The 19499-nt window shown below is 66.9% G+C and carries 22 protein-coding genes; 16 read left to right on the top strand and 6 right to left on the bottom strand.

Annotation, left to right across the window (positions count from 1 at the left end):
- Positions 1-63: 63 nt before the first annotated feature.
- Positions 64-396, bottom strand: a complete 333-nt coding sequence (locus ACY8GK_RS01860; protein WP_462402104.1) for an EscU/YscU/HrcU family type III secretion system export apparatus switch protein — start codon at positions 394-396, stop codon at positions 64-66.
- Complete coding sequence (fliK, locus tag ACY8GK_RS01865) at positions 393-1949, bottom strand: flagellar hook-length control protein FliK (protein WP_462402105.1); 1557 nt, start codon at positions 1947-1949, stop codon at positions 393-395. The genes ACY8GK_RS01860 and fliK overlap by 4 nt, the downstream gene beginning before the upstream one ends.
- A gap of 146 nt (positions 1950-2095) precedes the next feature.
- On the opposite strand from fliK, the gene ccmA reads away from it, so the two are divergent.
- From ccmA to ACY8GK_RS01945, 16 genes are all read left to right on the top strand, one after another.
- Positions 2096-2731 (top strand): cytochrome c biogenesis heme-transporting ATPase CcmA, encoded by a 636-nt coding sequence (gene ccmA / locus ACY8GK_RS01870; RefSeq protein ID WP_196176508.1) that lies wholly within the window; start codon positions 2096-2098, stop codon positions 2729-2731.
- Complete coding sequence (ccmB, locus tag ACY8GK_RS01875) at positions 2728-3396, top strand: heme exporter protein CcmB (protein ID WP_462402106.1); 669 nt, start codon at positions 2728-2730, stop codon at positions 3394-3396. The genes ccmA and ccmB overlap by 4 nt, the downstream gene beginning before the upstream one ends.
- Before the next feature lie 43 nt (positions 3397-3439).
- The gene (locus ACY8GK_RS01880) at positions 3440-4207 is read left to right on the top strand and encodes a heme ABC transporter permease (protein ID WP_196176504.1); all 768 of its coding nucleotides are present in this window, start codon (positions 3440-3442) and stop codon (positions 4205-4207) included.
- Positions 4204-4380, top strand: coding sequence for a heme exporter protein CcmD (gene ccmD, locus ACY8GK_RS01885; protein ID WP_196176502.1), 177 nt, complete (start codon positions 4204-4206; stop codon positions 4378-4380). The genes ACY8GK_RS01880 and ccmD overlap by 4 nt, the downstream gene beginning before the upstream one ends.
- Entirely contained in the window at positions 4377-4832 is a 456-nt protein-coding gene (gene ccmE, locus ACY8GK_RS01890) for a cytochrome c maturation protein CcmE (RefSeq protein ID WP_196176500.1), read from the top strand. The genes ccmD and ccmE overlap by 4 nt, the downstream gene beginning before the upstream one ends.
- An 11-nt stretch (positions 4833-4843) precedes the next feature.
- The gene (locus ACY8GK_RS01895; RefSeq protein ID WP_462402968.1) at positions 4844-6817 is read left to right on the top strand and encodes a heme lyase CcmF/NrfE family subunit; all 1974 of its coding nucleotides are present in this window, start codon (positions 4844-4846) and stop codon (positions 6815-6817) included.
- Positions 6814-7350: a DsbE family thiol:disulfide interchange protein gene (locus ACY8GK_RS01900; RefSeq protein ID WP_196176498.1), complete on the top strand. Its 537-nt coding sequence runs from the start codon at positions 6814-6816 to the stop codon at positions 7348-7350. The genes ACY8GK_RS01895 and ACY8GK_RS01900 overlap by 4 nt, the downstream gene beginning before the upstream one ends.
- Positions 7347-7823 carry a cytochrome c-type biogenesis protein gene (locus ACY8GK_RS01905; protein ID WP_196176495.1) on the top strand — a complete coding sequence of 159 codons (477 nt, stop codon included), beginning with the start codon at positions 7347-7349 and terminating at the stop codon, positions 7821-7823. Before ACY8GK_RS01900 ends, ACY8GK_RS01905 begins: the two co-directional genes overlap by 4 nt.
- On the top strand, positions 7816-9042 hold the full coding sequence (ccmI, locus tag ACY8GK_RS01910) for a c-type cytochrome biogenesis protein CcmI (RefSeq protein ID WP_462402107.1): 1227 nt from the start codon (positions 7816-7818) through the stop codon (positions 9040-9042). The genes ACY8GK_RS01905 and ccmI overlap by 8 nt, the downstream gene beginning before the upstream one ends.
- On the top strand, positions 9039-9458 hold the full coding sequence (locus ACY8GK_RS01915) for a hypothetical protein (protein WP_462402108.1): 420 nt from the start codon (positions 9039-9041) through the stop codon (positions 9456-9458). Before ccmI ends, ACY8GK_RS01915 begins: the two co-directional genes overlap by 4 nt.
- A 44-nt stretch (positions 9459-9502) precedes the next feature.
- Positions 9503-10441 carry an NAD(P)-dependent oxidoreductase gene (locus tag ACY8GK_RS01920; RefSeq protein WP_462402109.1) on the top strand — a complete coding sequence of 313 codons (939 nt, stop codon included), beginning with the start codon at positions 9503-9505 and terminating at the stop codon, positions 10439-10441.
- A gap of 27 nt (positions 10442-10468) precedes the next feature.
- On the top strand, positions 10469-11257 hold the full coding sequence (locus ACY8GK_RS01925; protein WP_462402110.1) for a PhzF family phenazine biosynthesis protein: 789 nt from the start codon (positions 10469-10471) through the stop codon (positions 11255-11257).
- Between the two features lie 107 nt (positions 11258-11364).
- Positions 11365-11772, top strand: coding sequence for a GFA family protein (locus tag ACY8GK_RS01930; protein ID WP_196176486.1), 408 nt, complete (start codon positions 11365-11367; stop codon positions 11770-11772).
- A gap of 116 nt (positions 11773-11888) precedes the next feature.
- Positions 11889-12227 (top strand): FKBP-type peptidyl-prolyl cis-trans isomerase, encoded by a 339-nt coding sequence (locus ACY8GK_RS01935; RefSeq protein WP_196176484.1) that lies wholly within the window; start codon positions 11889-11891, stop codon positions 12225-12227.
- 224 nt (positions 12228-12451) lie between these two features.
- Positions 12452-13114, top strand: coding sequence for a histidine phosphatase family protein (locus ACY8GK_RS01940; protein WP_462402111.1), 663 nt, complete (start codon positions 12452-12454; stop codon positions 13112-13114).
- 113 nt (positions 13115-13227) lie between these two features.
- Positions 13228-14175: a class I SAM-dependent methyltransferase gene (locus ACY8GK_RS01945; protein ID WP_462402112.1), complete on the top strand. Its 948-nt coding sequence runs from the start codon at positions 13228-13230 to the stop codon at positions 14173-14175.
- A gap of 45 nt (positions 14176-14220) precedes the next feature.
- Here the strand turns inward: ACY8GK_RS01945 and ACY8GK_RS01950 are convergent, their stop codons facing one another.
- The 4 genes from ACY8GK_RS01950 to hyi form a co-directional block, all read right to left on the bottom strand.
- Positions 14221-16266 carry a mechanosensitive ion channel domain-containing protein gene (locus ACY8GK_RS01950; protein WP_196176478.1) on the bottom strand — a complete coding sequence of 682 codons (2046 nt, stop codon included), beginning with the start codon at positions 16264-16266 and terminating at the stop codon, positions 14221-14223.
- 136 nt (positions 16267-16402) lie between these two features.
- Entirely contained in the window at positions 16403-17401 is a 999-nt protein-coding gene (locus tag ACY8GK_RS01955; protein ID WP_462402113.1) for a sulfate ABC transporter substrate-binding protein, read from the bottom strand.
- Between the two features lie 98 nt (positions 17402-17499).
- Positions 17500-18324 (bottom strand): ion transporter, encoded by an 825-nt coding sequence (locus tag ACY8GK_RS01960; RefSeq protein ID WP_196176474.1) that lies wholly within the window; start codon positions 18322-18324, stop codon positions 17500-17502.
- 171 nt (positions 18325-18495) lie between these two features.
- Positions 18496-19278: a hydroxypyruvate isomerase gene (hyi, locus tag ACY8GK_RS01965; RefSeq protein WP_196176472.1), complete on the bottom strand. Its 783-nt coding sequence runs from the start codon at positions 19276-19278 to the stop codon at positions 18496-18498.
- Between the last annotated feature and the right edge of the window lie 221 nt (positions 19279-19499).

A 19499-nucleotide genomic window follows, 5' to 3' on the forward strand; every position in this document is an offset into this window, starting at 1 on the left:
GGCGGCGCAGTCCGCTGCCCCGGCATTTCCCGATACCTGTCGTGAACAAGTGGCGCTGGCCCATCAACGGCCTGTGCGACCCGCCAGGCCGGGCGTGACATCCCGTGGCTGGGCGGGCCTGTCGTCGAACCCTGCTGGCAGCTTGCCGCGCAGTTGCCAGGCGAAGGCGATGATCTCGGCGATGGTCAGGTACAGCGTTTCGGGAATCTGCTCGCCCAGCTCCAGTCGCGCCAGCAGGCGCACCAGCTCGGCATTTTCGTAGATCGGCACCTCATGCTCGCGGGCGATGGCCAGGATCGCCTCGGCCAGCTCGTCGTCGCCCTTGGCGCTCAGGGTCGGCGCCTGCGCGCCGTCATAGCTCAGGGCGATGGCCTGGCGCTGGAAGCGTTCATTCATGCGGTGTCGTCCACCCAGCGTTGTTCCAGGCGGGTCCTGGTCCCTTGTGGCGGGGCGCCGGCGTGGCAGGCCAGGTCGCCGACTTGCAGCCCCCTGTCGAGCAGGCGCGTGCGCAGCTCGTCCAGGTGTCTGTCCACCAGGGCCGCCGTGGCTGGGCGTTGTGCCCACAACTGCCCGGACAACTTGCCCTGGTCGAGCTGGGCCTGGATCTGCAACGGCCCCAGCGGCACCACGTCGAAGGCCAGTTCGATGCGCCAGAGTGAACGCAACGGCTCGCGTTGTTCGCGTGGTGGTTCATCTTGTCGCGGCGCTGGCTCCTCGCGCTGCAGCTTGACTTGCAGCGGGACGAACTCAAGGCCTTGGCGCAGCGTGATCTCGGTCTGCCAGGTGGTCTGCAGGTTGCCGTTTTCCAGCATGCCGGTCTGTTGCAGGCTCGCCAGCTGATGGCTCTGCAGACGCGCGATGGCAGCGGCAGCCAGGCGCAACAGATGCTCCAGGTCGTCCTCCTGCTCGAGACTCTGCAACAGTCGCGAGGGCAGGGGGAAAGCGCCAGGCTGGGGCCTTGGCCCCACCTGTCCAAGCAGGCCCAGGGCATTGCGTACCATGCCCGGCAAGGCCTGGGCCATGATGCTCGAGGCGTTCGCCGGAGCCAGCGTCGGGCTGCCGGGCACGCCGGGTGGCAGTTGCGCGACCAGGCGCAACAGTTGCGCCTTGACATCGCGCTCCAGACCACCTGTCGGGCCACCGAGCAAGCCGGCTTCGAGAAAAGCCCCGGAACTGGCGAACGCCTGGGCCAGGCCCTTGGCATCGGCAAGCTGACGCAGGTCCGGCAAGCTGGCCAGCAAGCGCTGGGCACCGGCACCCAGCTCGTCATCCACGGACAGCTGCTGCAAGGCCTCCAGCAAACCGGGCAGCGACGCCTGGCGGCCTTGCTGGACCCGCAGTTGCTGCTCGGTGGCGAGCTGGTCCTGGCGCCCGGCCAGCGGCACGAAGCGCAGCGCCTGGTCGCTTTCGACCAGAGCGCTGAGCAGGCTGCCGACGTTCAGCGGACGCGGGCTGTCGATGCTCAGCGTGGCGCCCGCCTGAGCGGTGTTGACCAGGGTCGCCAGGGCCCGGTAGCTGACCGGCTGACCAGGGGCCTGCGGCTGCGCCTGGCTGGTCACCACCTTGGCCTGCAACAGCGTGCCGACCGGCATCCGCGCGGTATCCAGGCGCACCAGCGGCTCACCGCCCCCGACCGTGACCTGACGGATGGCCAGGCCCTGGGGATTGCCGGCCGGCTGGCTGACGACCAGCAGGGTGCCGACGGGCAGGGGCTGGCTGGCGCTGACCCGGACCCGGTTCTGCAAGCCGCCGGCCAAGGTCAGGCGCAGCAGCAACTGGAAATCCTGGCCGGCCTGGCGCAACGAGACGACTTCGGCGCGGGCGTTCTCGCCAGCCGCCAGCAAACCGGGCTGGGGCTGCAGCAGGCGTAGCAGCTCGCCGGTCATGGCGGCCTTGCCTGCTTGCAGGCTCACCGCCGCCGGTGCGCCAAGACTGTTGATTTCGGTCATGCCCTGTACAACCTGTCGAACCTGCGTTTTTGGCGTCGGGCCAGGGCATGTATAATGCCGCCCGTCCGTCGGCCGATGCCTTGCCGTTTCCAGTATAACGGCAGGCGGCCAGGCGACTTGAGGCCGTTCCTGCACAAGGCGAAACCGTGACCTTCCATCTTCAAGCCGTGGGCCTGGCCTGCGAACGTGACTTGCGCCTGCTGTTCGAGAACCTGCAATTGCAGCTCCAGCCAGGCGACATGCTGCAGGTCAGCGGCCCCAACGGCAGCGGCAAGACCAGCCTGCTGCGTCTGCTGGCAGGGCTCATGCAGCCCACGGCCGGGCAGGTGCTGCTCGAGGGGCGGCCCTTGGCCGAGCAACGCCATGCGCTTGCCAGCGTGCTGCTGTGGATCGGCCATGCCGCGGGAATCAAGGACCTGCTCAGCGCGCAGGAGAACCTGGCCTGGCTGTGTGCGCTGCATCGGCCGGCCAGCACGGCCGCGGTCGACGCTGCGCTGGCCCGCGTCGGGCTGCAAGGGTTCGAGGATGTGCCGTGCCACACCCTCTCGGCTGGGCAGCAGCGCCGGGTGGCCCTGGCGCGTCTGTACCTGGACGGTCCGCCGTTGTGGATTCTCGATGAACCATTCACCGCCCTGGACAGGCAAGGCGTGGCCCAGCTCGAGGCGCACCTGGCGGCTCATTGCGAGCAGGGGGGCAGCGTGGTGCTGACCACCCATCACCGCCTCGAGCGCAAGCCGGGCGGCTACCGTGAACTGAACCTGGGACGATGGGCCGCGGCATGAGCGTATTCTTCCCGTTGTTGCGTCGCGAAGCCCGGCTGCTGTGCCGGCGGCCCGCGGAACTGGCCAACCCGCTGGTATTCTTCGCCATCGTGGTGGCGCTGTTCCCGCTGGCGGTGGGGCCCGAGACCCGGCTGCTGCAGAGCCTGTCGCCCGGTCTGGTCTGGGTCGCCGCGCTGCTTGCCGTGTTGCTCTCGCTCGATGGCCTGTTCCGTGGCGATTTCGAAGACGGCTCGCTGGAGCAATGGGTGCTCTCGCCGCATCCGTTGCCGCTGCTGGTGCTGGCCAAGGTCGTGGCCCACTGGGCGTTTTCCGGGCTGGCGCTGGTGCTGCTGGCGCCGTTGCTGGCGCTGATGCTCGGCCTGCCAGCGGCCTGCCTGCCGGTGCTGCTGGCTTCGCTGCTGCTCGGCACTCCGGTGCTGAGCCTGCTGGGCGCGGTGGGCGCGGCACTGACCGTGGGTCTCAAGCGCGGCGGATTGCTGCTGGCGCTGTTGATCCTGCCGTTGTATATCCCTGTCCTGATCCTGGGCAGTGGCGCCTTGCAAGCAGCCCTGCAGGCCATGCCGGCGACGGCCCACCTGCTCTGGCTCGCGAGCCTCGCGGCCCTGACGGTCACCCTGGCGCCGTTCGCCATCGCCGCCGGCCTGAGGATCAGTGTCGGCGAATAACGAGATCCGTGCCTCGAGCCCGGCCAATACCTGGATGCGCCTGATGAAGACAACCTGGACATGGTTCCACAAACTGGGGTCGCCGAAATGGTTCTACGCCATCGGCGGCCGCCTGCTCCCCTGGCTGGCCAGTGCCGCCTTCCTGCTGCTGCTGGCCGGCATGGCCTGGGGCCTGGCATTCGCGCCCGAGGATTACCAGCAGGGCAACAGCTTCCGCATCATCTACATCCACGTACCGGCGGCGATGCTGGCGCAATCGTGCTATGTGCTGCTGGCCGTGGCCGGGGTGGTTGGGCTGGTCTGGAAGATGAAGCTGGCCGATGTGGCCTTGCAATGCGCCGCGCCGATCGGCGCCTGGATGACCGCGGTGGCGCTGCTCACCGGGGCCATCTGGGGCAAGCCGACCTGGGGCAGCTGGTGGGTCTGGGATGCCCGACTGACGTCGATGCTCATCCTGCTGTTCCTGTACTTCGGCATCATTGCGCTCGGCCAGGCAATCGGCAATCGTGACAGCTCGGCCAGGGCCTGCGCGGTGCTGGCGATCGTCGGCGTGGTGAACATCCCGATCATCAAGTATTCGGTGCAGTGGTGGAACACCCTGCACCAGGGCGCCACCTTCACCTTGACCGAAAAACCGGCCATGCCGGCCGAGATGTGGCTGCCGCTGCTGCTCACCGTGCTGGGCTTCTACTGCTTCTTCGGCGCGGTGCTGCTGATGCGCATGCGCCTGGAGCTGCTCCGGCGCGAGGCACGCGCCAGCTGGGTGAAGGAGGAAATCATGCACAGCCTGGGTCGGGAGACCATCCGATGAGCTTCGCCTCGTTCGCCGATTTCATCGCCATGGGTCGGCATGGCCTGTACGTCTGGTCGGCCTACGGCATCTGCCTGGCAGTGCTGGTGATCAATGTCGTGGCGCCGTGGCTGGCGCGTCGTCGCTACGTGCAACAAGAGGCGCGCCGCCTGCGCCGGGAGCGTGACCAGTGAATCCCCAACGCAAGAAACGCCTGTCGCTGATCGTCGTGCTGCTGCTGGGAGTGGGCCTGGCCTTGTGGTTTGCCCTCGGTGCCCTGCAACAGAACATCAACCTGTTCTACACGCCGACCCAGATCGCCAACGGCGAAGCGCCGCGCGATACCCGGATCCGTGCCGGCGGCATGGTCGAGAAGGGCTCGGTGCAGCGCTCGGCCGATTCGCTCGACGTGCGCTTCGTGGTCACCGACTTCAACAAGTCGGTGCCGATCAGCTATCGCGGCATTCTCCCGGACCTGTTCCGCGAGGGGCAGGGGATCGTCGCCCTGGGCAAGCTCGATGGCAATGGCGTGGTGGTGGCCGACGAAGTGCTGGCCAAGCATGACGAGAAGTACATGCCGCCGGAGGTCAGCAAGGCGCTGAAGGAAAACGGCCAGGCCTCCAGCGTGGCGGAGCGCCAGCCATGACCGTAGCCCTGGTGGTGCCCGAACTGGGCCAGCTGTCGATGATCCTGGCGATCTGCTTCGCCGTGGTCCAGGCCAGCGTGCCGTTGATCGGCGCCTGGCGCGGCGACCGGCTGTGGATGAGCCTGGCGCGACCGGCGGCCTGGGGCCAGTTCGCCTTCCTGGCCGTGGCATTCGCCTGCCTGGTCCAGGCCTTCCTGAGCGACAACTTCTCGGTGGCCTACGTGGCCAGCAACTCCAACAGCGCCTTGCCCTGGTATTACAAGTTCAGCGCCGTATGGGGCGCCCACGAGGGCTCGCTGCTGCTCTGGGCGCTGATCCTCGGTGGTTGGACCTTCGCCGTCTCGGTGTGCTCGCGGCAGCTGCCGCACGTCATGCTGGCTCGGGTGCTGGCGGTGATGGGCATGATCAGCGTGGGCTTCCTGGCCTTTCTGATCATCACCTCCAACCCGTTCGAGCGCCTGCTGCCGCAGATGCCGGCCAACGGTCGCGATCTGAACCCGCTCTTGCAGGACGTCGGGCTGATCGTCCACCCGCCGATGCTGTACATGGGCTACGTGGGCTTCTCGGTGGCCTTCGCCTTCGCCATCGCCGCGCTGCTCGGCGGCCGCCTGGACGCGGCCTGGGCACGCTGGTCACGCCCCTGGGCCATCGTTGCCTGGGCGTTTCTCGGCATCGGCATCACCCTCGGTTCCTGGTGGGCGTACTACGAGCTGGGCTGGGGCGGCTGGTGGTTCTGGGACCCGGTGGAAAACGCCTCGTTCATGCCCTGGCTGGTCGGCACCGCGCTGATCCATTCGCTGGCGGTCACCGAGAAGCGCGGGGTGTTCAAGAGCTGGACGGTGCTGTTGGCGATCGCTGCGTTTTCCCTGAGCCTGCTGGGCACCTTCCTGGTTCGCTCGGGGGTGCTCACCTCGGTGCATGCCTTTGCCGCCGACCCCTCGCGTGGCGTGTTCATCCTGATCTTCCTGCTCTGCGTGGTGGGTGGTTCGCTGACCCTGTTCGCCCTGCGCGCGCCGGTGGTCAAGAGCCAGGTCGGCTTTGCCCTGTGGTCGCGCGAGACGCTGCTGCTGGCCAACAACCTGGTCCTGGTGGTGGCTGCCTCGACGATCCTGCTTGGCACGCTCTACCCGCTGGTGCTCGATGCCCTGACCGGCGCCAAGCTGTCGGTCGGGCCGCCTTACTTCGATGCGCTGTTCCTGCCGATGATGGCCTTGCTGATGCTGGTGCTGGGCGTCGGCGTGCTGGTGCGCTGGAAGGATACGCCCGGCCGCTGGTTGGCCGGGATGCTGACCCCGGTGCTGCTGGGCAGCGCCGTGCTGGCGCCGATCGCTGCCCTGGTGATCGACGATTTCGCCTGGCCGGTGCTCGGCACGCTGGCCCTGGCCGCCTGGGTGGTGCTCGGTGGCCTGCGCGACCTGCTCGACAAGACCCGCCACAAGGGGTTGCTCAAGGGGCTGCGCCAGCTTGGCCGCAGCTACTGGGGCATGCAGCTGGCGCACCTGGGCCTGGCGATCTGCGCCCTGGGCGTGGTGTTGTCGAGCCAGAGCAGCGCCGAGCGGGACCTGCGCATGGCGCCAGGCGACTCGGTGGAGCTGGCCGGGTACCACTTCCGCTTCGACGGCGCGCGGCACTTCGAAGGCCCGAACTTCGTTTCCGACAAGGGGACCATCCGGGTCAGTCGCGCGGGCCGGGAAGTCGCCGTGCTGCATCCGGAAAAGCGTCTGTACACCGTGCAGCGTTCGATGATGACCGAGGCCGGCATCGATGCCGGCTTCACCCGCGACCTGTACGTGGCGCTGGGCGAGCCGCTGCAAGACGGCGCCTGGGCGGTGCGCGTGCACGTCAAACCCTATGTCCGCTGGATCTGGCTGGGCGGTCTGCTGACCGGCCTGGGCGGCTTGCTGGCGGCGTTCGACCGACGCTACCGCGTCAAGGTCGGTGCCCGGGTGCGTGAAGCCCTGGGCCTGTCTGGAGCGACCGCATGAAACGTTGGATCATGGTGCTGCCGTTGGCAGTCTTCCTCTTGCTGGCGGCATTCCTCTATCGAGGGTTGTTCCTCAAGCCCGACGAGCTGCCCTCGGCGCTGGTCGGCAAGCCATTCCCGGCGTTTTCCCTGGCTTCGGTGCAGGGCGGGCGGAACTTGACCGAAGTCGACCTCAAGGGCCGGCCGGCACTGGTCAACGTCTGGGGCACCTGGTGCCCGTCGTGCAAGATCGAGCACCCCTACCTGAACCAGCTGGCCAGGCAGGGCGTGGTCATCCATGGCATCAACTACAAGGACGACAATGCCGCCGCGCTGGAATGGCTGAGGGATTTCCACGATCCTTACCAGCTCGACATCCGCGACGAGCAGGGCAGCCTGGGCCTGGACCTGGGCGTGTACGGCGCGCCGGAGACTTTCGTGATCGATGCCGGCGGGGTGATCCGCTATCGCCATGTCGGGGTCATCGACGCCAAGGTCTGGCGCGAGCGGTTGGCGCCGTTGTACCAGGCACTGGTCGACGAGGCTCGGCCATGAAGCGCTGGCTGATCGTGCTGGCGCTCGGGCTCGGCTTGGCCTCGGCGGCCCGCGCGGCAATCGACACCTACCAGTTCCGCGACCAGGCCGAGCGCGAGCGCTATCAGCAACTGACCCGGGAACTGCGCTGCCCCAAGTGCCAGAACCAGGATATCGCCGATTCCAACGCACCGATCGCCGCCGACTTGCGCCGGGAGATCTTCCGCATGCTCGGCGAGGGCAGGAGCAACCAGCAGATCGTCGACTTCATGGTCGACCGCTATGGCGATTTCGTGCGCTACAAGCCGGCGCTGAGCAGCCGTACCTGGCTGCTCTGGTTCGGCCCCGGGGCCCTTCTGGTCGGTGGCTTCGTGGTGCTGGCGCTGATCGTCCGGCGCCGGTGCGAGCCGGCTGGCTCCGCCGAGCCGCAGCTGTCGACCGAGCAACGCGAACGTCTCGCCAAACTGCTGGACAGGAAACACACCGATGACTGATCTGTGGCTGGCTGCCGGCCTGCTGTCGCTCGTGGCCCTGGGCCTGCTGCTGGTGCCCATCCTGCGTGCCGGTGGGCCGCATGCCGAACAGGACCGCGCCGCGCTCAACGTCGAGTTGTACCAGGAACGCGTGGCCGAACTCGAGGCCCAGCAACAGGCCGGCGTGCTCGATGCGGCGCAGTTGCAGCGTGGTCGTGACGAGGCGGCCCGCGAACTGCTGACCGATACCGAAACCCTCGGCGGCGCGCCAGCCCGGCCGCTCGGTCGCGGCGTGCCGCTGGCCGTCGCCGTGCTGCTGCCGGTCGTCGCGCTTGGCCTCTACCTGCATTTTGGCGCGGCCGACAAGGTCGAGCTGGCCCGCGAGTTCGCCCAGGCGCCCAGCAACCTGCAGGACATGACCACACGCCTGGAACGTACCGTGCAAGCTCAGCCGGAGTCGGCCGAAGGCTGGTACTTCCTTGGCCGTGCCTACATGGCCCAGCAGCGTCCTGGCGACGCCTCCCAGGCCTTCGAGCGCGCCGTGGCGCTCGCCGGGCGCCAGCCCGAACTGCTCGGCCAGTGGGCCCAGGCGGCGTATTTCGCCAATGGCAAGCAATGGAACGATCGCCTGCAGGCCCTGGCCGACGAAGCGCTGCGACAGGATCCGAAGGAGCCCACCAGCCTCGGCCTGCTCGGCATCGCTGCCTTCGAGGGGGCGCGTTACCAGGAGGCCATCGACTACTGGAAGCGCCTGCTGGCCGCGTTGCCTGCCGATGACGCCTCGCGCGCGGCGTTGCAGGGCGGGATCGATCGGGCGGCCGAGCGGCTCGCCGCCGGCACGTCGGTGCAGGACGATGGCACGGCCAAGAGGGCCGAGGCCCCCGCGGTCAGGCTCAAGGTCAGGCTCTCGCTGGCCGAGGCCATCAAGGACAAGGTGCGCCCCGAGGACACCGTCTACCTGTTCGCCAGGGCTGTCGGCGGGCCGCCGATGCCGTTGGCGGCCAAGCGGTTGCGCGTGGCCCAGTTGCCGCTCGAAGTCGAACTGAGCGATGCCGACGCGATGATGGCGCAGATGAAACTGTCCGGCTTCGCGCAAGTCGAACTGCTTGCACGGGTGTCCCGCGCCGGCCAGCCGACCCACGGCGAATGGATCGGACGGAACCCACCGCTGGCCACGTCGACTCGCGCTGTCCAGCACCTGACCATCGACCGTCCCGATCAGCAAGAGAGCCGTCCATGAACAGCGCCATCCGCCTGACCTTGATTACCCTGGCCGTGGGGCTGTCCGCCTGTACCGCGCATCGTCCGGCCGAGCAGCCCCAGCCGCCGATCGAAGCGCCGCCACCGCAGGGGCCGGTGGTCAAGCCGCTGCCAGGCGGGCAGGGCAGCACGCCAAAGCCAGGCAAGCCGGCCGCCACGCCCAAACCGATGCCGCGTACCTCGGCCAGCTTCGCGCCGCCGCCAGGGGGCGCCAGCCACTGGGACCCACGCCTGGGCGTCTACGTGCTGGAAAAACAGACCAATACCTTCTACCGGCAACGTACCTACTATCGCTGGAACAATGGCTGGAGCTGGTCGCTGAGCCCTGAGGGGCCGTGGCAGGAGACCGACAGCAGCGGCGTGCCGGGTGGCCTGGGCCGGGCTTTCGCGCAGTAGGCGCAGCCGCGCATAATGCCGCCTCGCATCGCACAGGAGGTGGCATGAGCAAGACAGTCCTGGTACTGGTCGAAACCGTCGACGATTACCTTCCATTGCTGGAGCAGGCCGGCTATCGGCTGCTGCGGGCACCGACGCCGCAGCTGCGCCGCCAGTTCATCGAGCACCACGCCGCGCAGGTCGATGCCGTGCTGACCCGCGGCCCACTGGGCCTGACAGCCGCCGAGATCGACGCCTTGCCGGCGCTGCGGATCATCTGCGTGATCGGCGCCGGCTACGAGCAGGTCGATCTGGCCGCCGCGGCGGCGCGCGGCATCACCGTGACCAACGGCGCCGGGGCGAACGCGGCCGCGGTGGCCGACCACGCCATGGCCATGCTGCTGGGCCTGCTACGCGACATCCCCCGGGCCGATGCCAGCACCCGACGTGGCGAGTGGAACCGGGTGATCAGCCCTTCGGTGTCCGGCAAGCGGCTTGGCCTGCTCGGCCTCGGCGCGGTCGGCCAGGCCATCGCCAGGCGCGCCGCGCTGGGTTTCGACATGCCCATTGCCTACTGCACCCGAACCCCGCGCCAGCAGGCCACCTACAGCTGGTATCCGACGCCTTTGGCGCTGGCCGAGGCCGTGGATATCCTGGTGATCGCTACGCCCGGTGGCCCGCGCACGCGTCACCTGGTCGACGCCAAGGTACTCGAGGCGCTTGGCCAGGCCGGCTACCTGGTCAACATCGCCCGCGCCAGCGTGGTCGATACCCAGGCGCTGGTGCAAGCGCTGCGGTCCGGACAGATCGCCGGCGCCGCGCTGGACGTGTTCGATGACGAGCCGAACGTGCCCGACGCGCTCAAGGCGCTCGACAATACGCTGCTGACCCCACATGTGGCGGGCCAGTCGCCAGAAGCGGCGCGTGACACGGTCATGCTGGTGTTACGCAACCTGCAAGCGTTCTTCGCCGGCGAACCGGTGCTCACCCCGGTTCGCGGCTGATCCGGTTCCCCATGAGGAGTGTCATGCATGCAACTTGAGATCTTCCAGGTCGATGCGTTTTCCGCTCGACCTTTCGGCGGCAATCCCGCCGCTGTCTGTCCCTTGGACGCCTGGCTGGCCGATGAGCTGCTGCAACGGATCGCCGAAGAGAACAACCTGTCCGAAACGGCCTACTTCGTCCGTCAGGGCGACGGCTTCGAACTGCGCTGGTTCACGCCGAGCGTCGAGGTCGATCTGTGCGGGCACGCCACCCTGGCCACGGCCTGGGTGCTGTACGAACAGCTGGGCGAGCAGGCCGAGGTGTTGCGCTTCCAGACCCGCAGTGGCGAACTGCGGGTCAGTCGCGAGGCCGATGGACGGCTGGCCATGGACTTTCCGGCCAGGCAGCCGCAGCCAGTCGAGACGCCACCGGCGCTGTTGCAGGCGCTCGGGCTGGAGCACGCCCATGCGCTGTACCGTACCGACGACTACCTGCTGGTGCTCGACGACGCCGCGGCGCTCGATACCTTGCAACCTGATTTCGCCGCGCTCGCCAGCTTCGATGTGCGCGGCATCGCGGTGACGGCGCCGGGTCGTGGTTTCGATTTCGTCAGCCGCTGGTTCGGCCCGCGAGTCGGCGTCAACGAAGACCCGGTCACCGGTTCCGCGCACACCTCGCTCGCGCCTTACTGGGCGGCGCGCCTGGGCAAGCGCAGCCTCGAGTGCGAGCAGGGCGGCGCGCGCAAGGGGCAACTGCAATGCCAGGTGCCCGGCAATGGCCGGGTCGTGATCAAGGGGCACGCAGCGTTGTTCCTGCGCGGCACGATCCTGCTCTAAAGGCCGGGCTGCGCCGGGCGGTCGCTGGCCGCCCGTGCCTGGCGCCTCCAACGAGCCATCAGCCAGGCGCTATACTCTGCGCACCTGTGCTGCGCCGGAGCCCGATCATGTCCCTGGAAAAGCAAGGCGCCTGCCTGTGCGGCGCCGTCCGTTTTCACGTCGTCGTCGCCAGCACCGGCGTCAGCGCCTGTCATTGCACGACCTGCCGCACCTGGACCGGCGGCCCCTGGCTGGTGGTGCATTGCAGCCAGCCGCCACGCTTCAGCGGCCGGCAGCCGAGCGTGCACGACTCCTCCGCCTGGGCGCAGCGCGGCTTCTGCGGTCAATGCGGCACGCACCTGTACTATCGCCTGAAGGCGCAGGATGCCTACGCGGTTTCGGTCGGCGTGCTCGAAGGGGACGAAGCCTGGCAGTTCGACGAACAGATCTTCATCGAGCAGAAACCGGCCTGGTACTGCTTCGCCAACCAGACCCGCGAGCTCACCGGCGCGCAGGTGTTCGACCAATACGATTGAGCGCTGGCGCGGCGCAGCGGGCGCGCGTCTTGGCCGCGGCGCTGTCAGTGGCGGTCGCTTGCCAAACGGCCGCGGACCTGAGAAAAGGACGGCTTTTCAACGCCAGGAGAGCCGGCATGAGCAGCGAACTGCAGATCATCGACCACGTGGAAGGCCAGGGCAAGACCGTGGTCAAGGGCGCCCTCATCACCACCCAGTACACCGGCTGGCTGGACGACGGCAGCGAGTTCGATTCGTCCTGGTCGCGTGGCAAGCCGTTCCAGTGCGTGATCGGCACCGGACGGGTGATCAAGGGTTGGGATCAGGGCCTGATGGGCATGCGGGTCGGCGGCAAGCGCACGCTCAAGGTGCCTGCCCAACTGGGCTACGGCGAGCGGGCAGTCGGTGCGATTCCCCCGCATTCGAACCTGACGTTCGAGATCGAACTGCTCGAGGTGCTGACTCGGGACGACTGACCGTTCGTCGAAAAATGCTCCGTCACACTGTCTTAAATCGTTAATCCAAAGGAATTACAGTGCTCACGGCGCCAGGAAGGCGGTTCAGCGCTGAACCAAGCGGGCAAACGGCACTCTGACGCTCGCAAGCTTCAGGCCAGCAGCCTCTGACAGGAACGCTCCACGACCCATGCCGTGGGGCAGTCAGGCTGATCCTGTCCCTTTCGTTGAAAGAGTCCATCGTCATGAAACTACCGTCGTTGATCCGTCGTCGCCGTCGCCTGTTCGCCGTTCTGCTGGCCGCCGGCCTTGTCGCGCCCCTGGCCTACCAGGGCCTGCGCGAGCCTGCCGAGCCGGTCGATGGCACCCAGACCCTGGTCTTCCTGCGCCACGCCGAAAAACCTGGCGAGGGCCTCGGCCAGCTCAACTGCCAAGGGCTCAATCGCGCCCTGGACCTGGCGACGCTGTTGCCGGAAAAGGTCGGCAAGGCCGACTATGTGTTCGCCGCCAACCCCACCCGCAACGTCGAGGAAGGCAGCCAGGACCTGAGCTACAGCTACATTCGCCCGTTGATGACCATCAGTCCCAGTGCCATCAAGCTTGGCCTGCCGGTGAACATCGAGTTCGGCGCCAACGACTATGACGACCTGGCCGACGAGCTGCTGCAGACCAAGTATCGTAATGCCACGGTCTACACCGCCTGGTCCAGCGGCTACCTGCCCGACCTGATCAACGCGGTGGCCGGCAAGGCGCTTGGCGAGCAGCGGGTGATCACCGAGGACTGGAAAGGCGATGACTTCGATACCTTGTACGTTCTCACCCTGACCTGGCGGGATGGCAAGGCCAGCCTGCTCAGCCGCAACGTTCGCCAAGGGCTCGATGGCGGCGAGCACAGCTGCCCGGCCTGAGCGCCGAGACTCCGTTGCACGGCAGGACACCCCGCAGACCACTGCTGGCCAGGCCGATCCGCGAGCGCCGGCGATCAGGTAGAATCGGCTCCTTTCGATTCTTGCGACCTGTCATGACCACCACCATCGATACCCTTGAGCAGCACCTGCTCGCTGCGCTCGACCCCGCTCCGGCAGAAACCCGCCGCCTGTTCCATGGGCGCGGGCGCTGCTGGCCGGGGCTCGAGCAGATCACCGTGGACTGGCTGCAAGGCGTCCTGCTGGTGGCGTTGTTCCGCGAGCCTGGCCAAGACCAGCTGGCCGAACTGCAAGCCATGCTCGGCAGGCTGGCCGAGCGACCCGTGTGGCGCGGCCAGGCGATCCTGCTGCAGCACCGCTATCTGCCAGACAGCCCGGCGCAGTGGCTGTGGGGCGAACCCTGCCCACAGCGCGAGGTGGTCGAGGACGGCTTGCGCTACTTGCTCGACCTGGGCGTGCGCCAGAACAATGGCCTGTTCTTGGACATGCGCTACGGCCGCCGCTGGGTGCGTGAGCAGGCGGCGGGCAAGCGTGTGCTCAACCTGTTCGCCTATACCTGCGGTTTCTCGGTGGCGGCAATTGCCGGTGGCGCCGAGCAGGTAGTCAACCTGGACATGGCCAAGGCGGCGCTGGCGCGCGGGCGCGACAACCATCGTCTCAATGGGCATGATGCCGCGCGGGTCGCCTATCTGGGACATGAGCTGTTCAAGTCCTGGGGCAAAGTGCGCAAGCATGGCCCCTATGACCTGATCATCATCGATCCGCCAACCTTCCAGCGGGGCAGCTTCGTGTTGACCCAGGACTATGCCAAGATCCTGCGCCGTCTGCCCGAGCTGCTCGGCCAGGGCGGGACCGTGCTGGCCTGCGTCAACGATCCTGGCATCGGCCCGCAGTTCCTGGTGCAAGGCATGGCCGAGCACGCGCCACAGCTCAGGTTCATCGAGCGCCTGGCGAATCCGCCGGAGTTTCCCGACAGCGACATCGATGGCGGACTCAAGGCCCTGGTCTTCCGACAGCAGGCACAAACCGTCGCGCCGGCGTAGGCCGCTCATGGCGGCGCGACGCACGACTGCGCCGCGGCGCCCAGGTCACTGCGCCTGGCCCGGAGCGAGCTCGCCGCGCCAGGCCGGCGCCACCGGGTAGAGCTGCGCGAAGCTGACGTTGTCGGTCTGGTCGACGCGTTTTTTCAGGCGCTCGTTGAATGCCCGGCTCACTGCATACTGGCCACCGGAAATGGTCCTGAACTGCGCGGTCAGCACGAAGCCGTTGAGGTCCATGCGATCGACACCGAACACCTGCAGCGGCCCTTGCAGGTTGATTCGCAGCAACGGGTCCTCGCTGATCGACTGCCCGACCTCGTGGATCAGCTCCAGCGCCTTGTCCACATCGCTGTCGTAGGTGAACTGCACCGAGAAGAAGGCATAGGCGAACTGTCTCGACTGGTTGGTCACCGCCTTGATCTGGCCGAACGGTACCGAGTGCACGAAGCCCTTGCCGTCGCGCAGGCGCAAGGTGCGGATGGTCAGGCTTTCGACGGTGCCGGCATGCCCCGAATCGAGCACCACCCAGTCGCCGATGGCGATGGTGTCCTCGATCAGGATGAACAGACCGGTGATCACATCCTGCACCAGCTGCTGCGAGCCGAAGCCGATGGCCAGGCCGACCACCCCGGCACCGGCCAGCAGCGGGGCGACGTTGATGCCCAGGTTGGCCATGGTGGTGATGGTGCAGATCACCACCAGGATGATCTTGATCGCGTTGCGCAGCATCGGCAGGATCGTCCGCACCCGGGTGCTGGGCTGGCGCGAGGCGCGGCGCCCGACCGCCGGCTTGAGCGCTTCCTGGATCGCGGTGTCGAGCACCACCCAGAGCAGCCAGGTGACCAGCAGGATCAGGGCGATGCTGCTCAACGAATCGCTGATTGCCCGGCCGAGGGTATTGCGCATGGCGAAGTCGATCACCGAGAAGCCCCAGATGCGTCCCAGCAGTTCGATGAAGGCGACCGCCATGACGATCCGCAGCACGGCATGGGCCAGGCTGCGCAACAGCTCCTTGTAGGGTCGCATGCGCTGGTTGGCTTCAGCCTGGCGCGGCACGAACAGATGCTGCAGGGTCGTGCTGAGGAACACCGTGCCCACCAGCAGCACGGTGGTCAGCAGGGCGTTCTGCAAGGCGCGCTGGCTTTCCTCGCCGGCCCCGATCATGTGCACCGCCGAGACCAGGATCATCAGCAGGATCGGCAGGTACCAGAGGTTGGAGAAGATCCGCAGGGTCTCCTGCACGGCGCGATGTTGCAGGCGGTCCTTGAGCTCGCGGTTGCGAATCAGGTGCGCCACCGGCCGGCGCAGGCGAATCACCAGGCTGGCGAAGATCGCCGTGGCCACCAGGCCGGTCACCACCGCGATGCTGCTGGTGAGGTTGCCGCCGATCTGCCGGGCGATCTGTGGGCTGGTCAGCGCATCGCTCCAGGCCGCGAGAAAGCCGATCATGAACAGCGGGCGGGGTGACAGGCGGCGGATGACAGCCACGGCGCGACGCTTGTGCCCAGCGTCGAAGAGGGTGATCAGGCAGAGCACGATGGAGGTGGAGAACAGGCCGCTGCTGGTCGCATAGGCCAGGCTCATGCCCAGGGCCCGGGCCACGGATGGGTCGAGGAAGCGGCTGGCGTACAAGGTCAGTGGCAGGCTGGCCAGCGCCGGCAGCGTATAGGGCAGCAGATAGCCAAGCAAGCCCTGGACCCGGGGGCGCTTGCCCAGCCAGGCCGTACGGCGGCTGCGATGGAAAGCCCAGCGGCCAAGCCCGGCCAGTACCGCGAAGCTGCCAGCCCAAGCCAGGGTGAGGATCAGGAAATCGCCGGCCAGCTGCAAGGCGTCGCTGCCGGCATGGCGATCGACCAGTCGTTCCACTTCCTTGGCGGCGCGGTCGGTGCGCAGCCGCCAGGCATCGACCAGATGGGCGTCCAGGTCGAGCTCCTGAGCCGCTGTGTCCAGGCCATCGGCCAGGGCGCCGAGCAGGCCACCTTGCACCACGGGAGCCGGTTCGGCGGCAGGTTCCTCGGCGGGCGCTGGCTCGGCGGCCAGCAGACGGGTACTCAGCAACAGGCCGAGCAAAAGCGTGGAAAGCGAACGCAGCACAGGGATACTCCTTGGGCCGTGACGGGCGGGAAGAGTCACTCAAGGAACTGATTGGCTGGACGCTGTGAAGTTCGATATGGAGCAGTGGAGGGTTGGCGCAGGAGGCTGGCTGCGCTGCGGCAGCCAGCCGGCATGGTCATTGCCCCGAGTAGATCTGGTCGAACACCCCGCCATCGTTGAAATGGGTCTTCTGCACGCTGCGCCAGTCACCGAAGGTCTTTTCCACGGAAAGGAAATCGACTTTCGGGAAGCGGTCGGTGTATTTGGCCAGGACCGTGGCGTCACGCGGGCGCAGGTAGTTCTGCGCGGCGATTTCCTGGGCCGCTGGCGACCACAGGTACTTGAGATATTCCTCGGCCGCGGCGCGCGAGCCTTTCCTGTCGACGACCTTGTCGACCACGCTGACCGGCGGCTCGGCTTCGGCCGATACGCTCGGGTAGATCACTTCGAACTGGTCGCGGCCGAACTCGCGGGCGATCATCTCGGCCTCGTTCTCGAAGGTCACCAGTACGTCGCCGATCTGGTTGGTCATGAAGGTCGTGGTAGCGGCGCGACCGCCGGTATCGAGGACCGGTGCCTGCTTGAACAGCTTGCCGACGAAGTCCTTGGCCTTGCTCTCGTCGCCGCCGTTCTTGAGCACGTAGCTCCAGGCCGACAGGTAGGTGTAGCGGCCATTGCCCGAGGTCTTGGGGTTCGGCACGATCACCTGGACGCCATCCTTGAGCAGGTCAGGCCAGTCCTTCAACGCCTTCGGGTTGCCCTTGCGCACGATGAACACGGTGGCCGAGGTGAACGGCGCGCTGTTGTTCGGCAGGCGGGTGGCCCAGTTTTCAGGCAGCAGCTTGCCGTTGTCGACCAGCGCATTGATGTCGGTGGCCATGTTCATGGTGATGACGTCGGCCGGCAGTCCATCGATGACCCCGCGTGCCTGCTTGCTCGAGCCGCCGAAGGACATCTGCACGTTGATTCTTTCGTTGTGCTCGGCTTCCCAGTGCTTCTGGAACGCCGGGTTGTAGTCCTTGTAGAAGTCGCGCATCACGTCATAGGAGACGTTGAGCAGGGTAGGGGCGGCCTGGGCCAGGTTGCCCAGGGCGAGCCCGGCGGCCAGCAGCGATGCGCTGAAGAGTCTTTTCACGACGCGTTCCTTGTTCGAGTGGGTGACGGCTTTGTGCCTGCCTGTCTGCGACTATAGCGGGTCGCTCACGGGCCTTTAAAGAACAAATGGCGCTTTGCTCATTCGCGTTTGTCGAACAACGCACTGCCGCAGCGCGAGCAGAAGGCCGCCTCCTGGTCATGACGCGATTTCTGACAACTGGGGCAATCGTGCAGCAGTTGCTCGCCACGCATGGCGTTGGCCAGCTCGGCGGTGAAGATGCCGGTGGGCACGGCGATGATCGAGTAGCCGGTGATCATCACCAGCGAGGACAGCACCTGGCCCAGCGGCGTGACCGGCACGATGTCGCCGAAGCCCACCGTGGTGAGGGTCACGATGGCCCAGTAGATGCCCTTGGGAATGCTGGTGAAGCCATGCGCCGGGCCCTCGATCACGTACATCAGGGTGCCGAACACGGTGACCAGGGTGGAGACGCTGACCAGGAACACGATGATCTTCTGCTTGCTGCCACGCAGGGCGGTGAGCAGGTAGTTGGCCTGGTTGAGGTACGGGCTGAGCTTGAGGATGCGAAAGATCCGCAGCATGCGGATGATGCGGATGATCAGCAGGTACTGGGCGTCGCTGTAGTACAGGGCGATGATCCCCGGCACGATGGCCAGCAGGTCGACCAGGCCGTAGAAGCTGAAGGCATAGCGCAGCGGCCTGGGCGAGCTGTACAGGCGCGCCAGGTATTCGACCAGGAAGATCGCCGTGAACCCCCACTCGATGGCCGCCAGGACGTGCGCATGGCTGCGATGCACCTCGTCGATGCTGTCGAGGATGACCGTGACCAGGCTGGCCAGGATGATCAGCAGCAGGATCTTGTCGAAGCGCCGGCCAGCGACCGTGTCGGTCTGGAAGACGATGATGTAGAGGCGTTCGCGCAGGGAAAGCGGTGTGTCCATGAATGTAGGTGCGACCTGATTGTGGGAGCTACAGCCTATGGGCGGGGCGGCCTGTCCGCAATCCAGACCGGCACCGTGTTTCGCAACCACCTGTAAAAGCGGCGCCTGTCCGCCTGCGCTCCAGGCACGAGACAGGCGTGAAGAGGTGCCTGCGCGCTGCTTGTGCCAGACTCAGGCCCTGCTGTAGGGCTCGAGCCAGCCCAACCCCGCCTCGGTAGTTGCAAGCGGCCTGTACTCGGCGCTCACCCAGCCCTGGTAGCCGATCCGGTCGAGGTGCTCGAACAGGAAACGGTAGTTGATCTCGCCGGTCCCGGGTTCGTTGCGCCCTGGATTGTCGGCCACCTGGATATGCTCGATCACGCCGAGGTTCGCCTCGATCGTCCGCGCCAGATCGCCTTCCATGATCTGCATGTGGTAGACGTCGTATTGCAGGAACAGGTTGTCGCTGCCAACCTCGTCCCGGATCTCCAGGGCCTGGCGGGTGGTGTTGAGGTAGAAGCCCGGCATGTCGCGGGTATTGATCATTTCCATCACCAGCCGGATACCTGCCGCTGCGCAGCGCTGCGCGGCGTGACGCAGGTTGTCGACGAAGGTCCGCCGTGCGAGGGCCTCGTCCAGGCCACGAGGGCGGATGCCGGCCAGGCAGTTGACCTGGGTATTGCCCAGTACCTTGGCGTAGGCGATGGCCGTTTCGACGCCGGCGCGGAACTCCTCGACCCGCTCGGGCAGGCAGGCGATGCCGCGCTCGCCCTGTTGCCAGTCGCCGGCCGGCAGGTTGAACAACACCTGGACCAGGCCGTGGGCCTGAAGCAGCTGACGCAGCCGTTCGGCTTCGAACTCGTACGGAAACAGGTATTCGACGCCTCGAAAGCCAGCCGCGGCCGCCGCTTCGAAGCGGTCCAGGAAGTCCCGCTCGGTGAACAGCATGGACAGGTTGGCAGCGAAGCGAGGCATGGCATTCTCCTTGAGACGACGTTCGGCAACTGAGCGGTGCTAGGCCGACGGCATGGTCGGCGCTGGCCAGTTGAACACAGCGGGGGCTGACAAATCCATGCCGTGACAGGCCATCGAGCCGGCATTTCCAAGGTCTTGCATGAATCTTCCACGCTGTGCCGTCTCTAAGCGAAATCGCGTCTCAACGGCGCAGCCCTGCCAGCAGTCCCGGACGGGCTGCT

It is taken from the genome of Pseudomonas sp. Marseille-QA0332 (genome assembly GCF_054950175.1).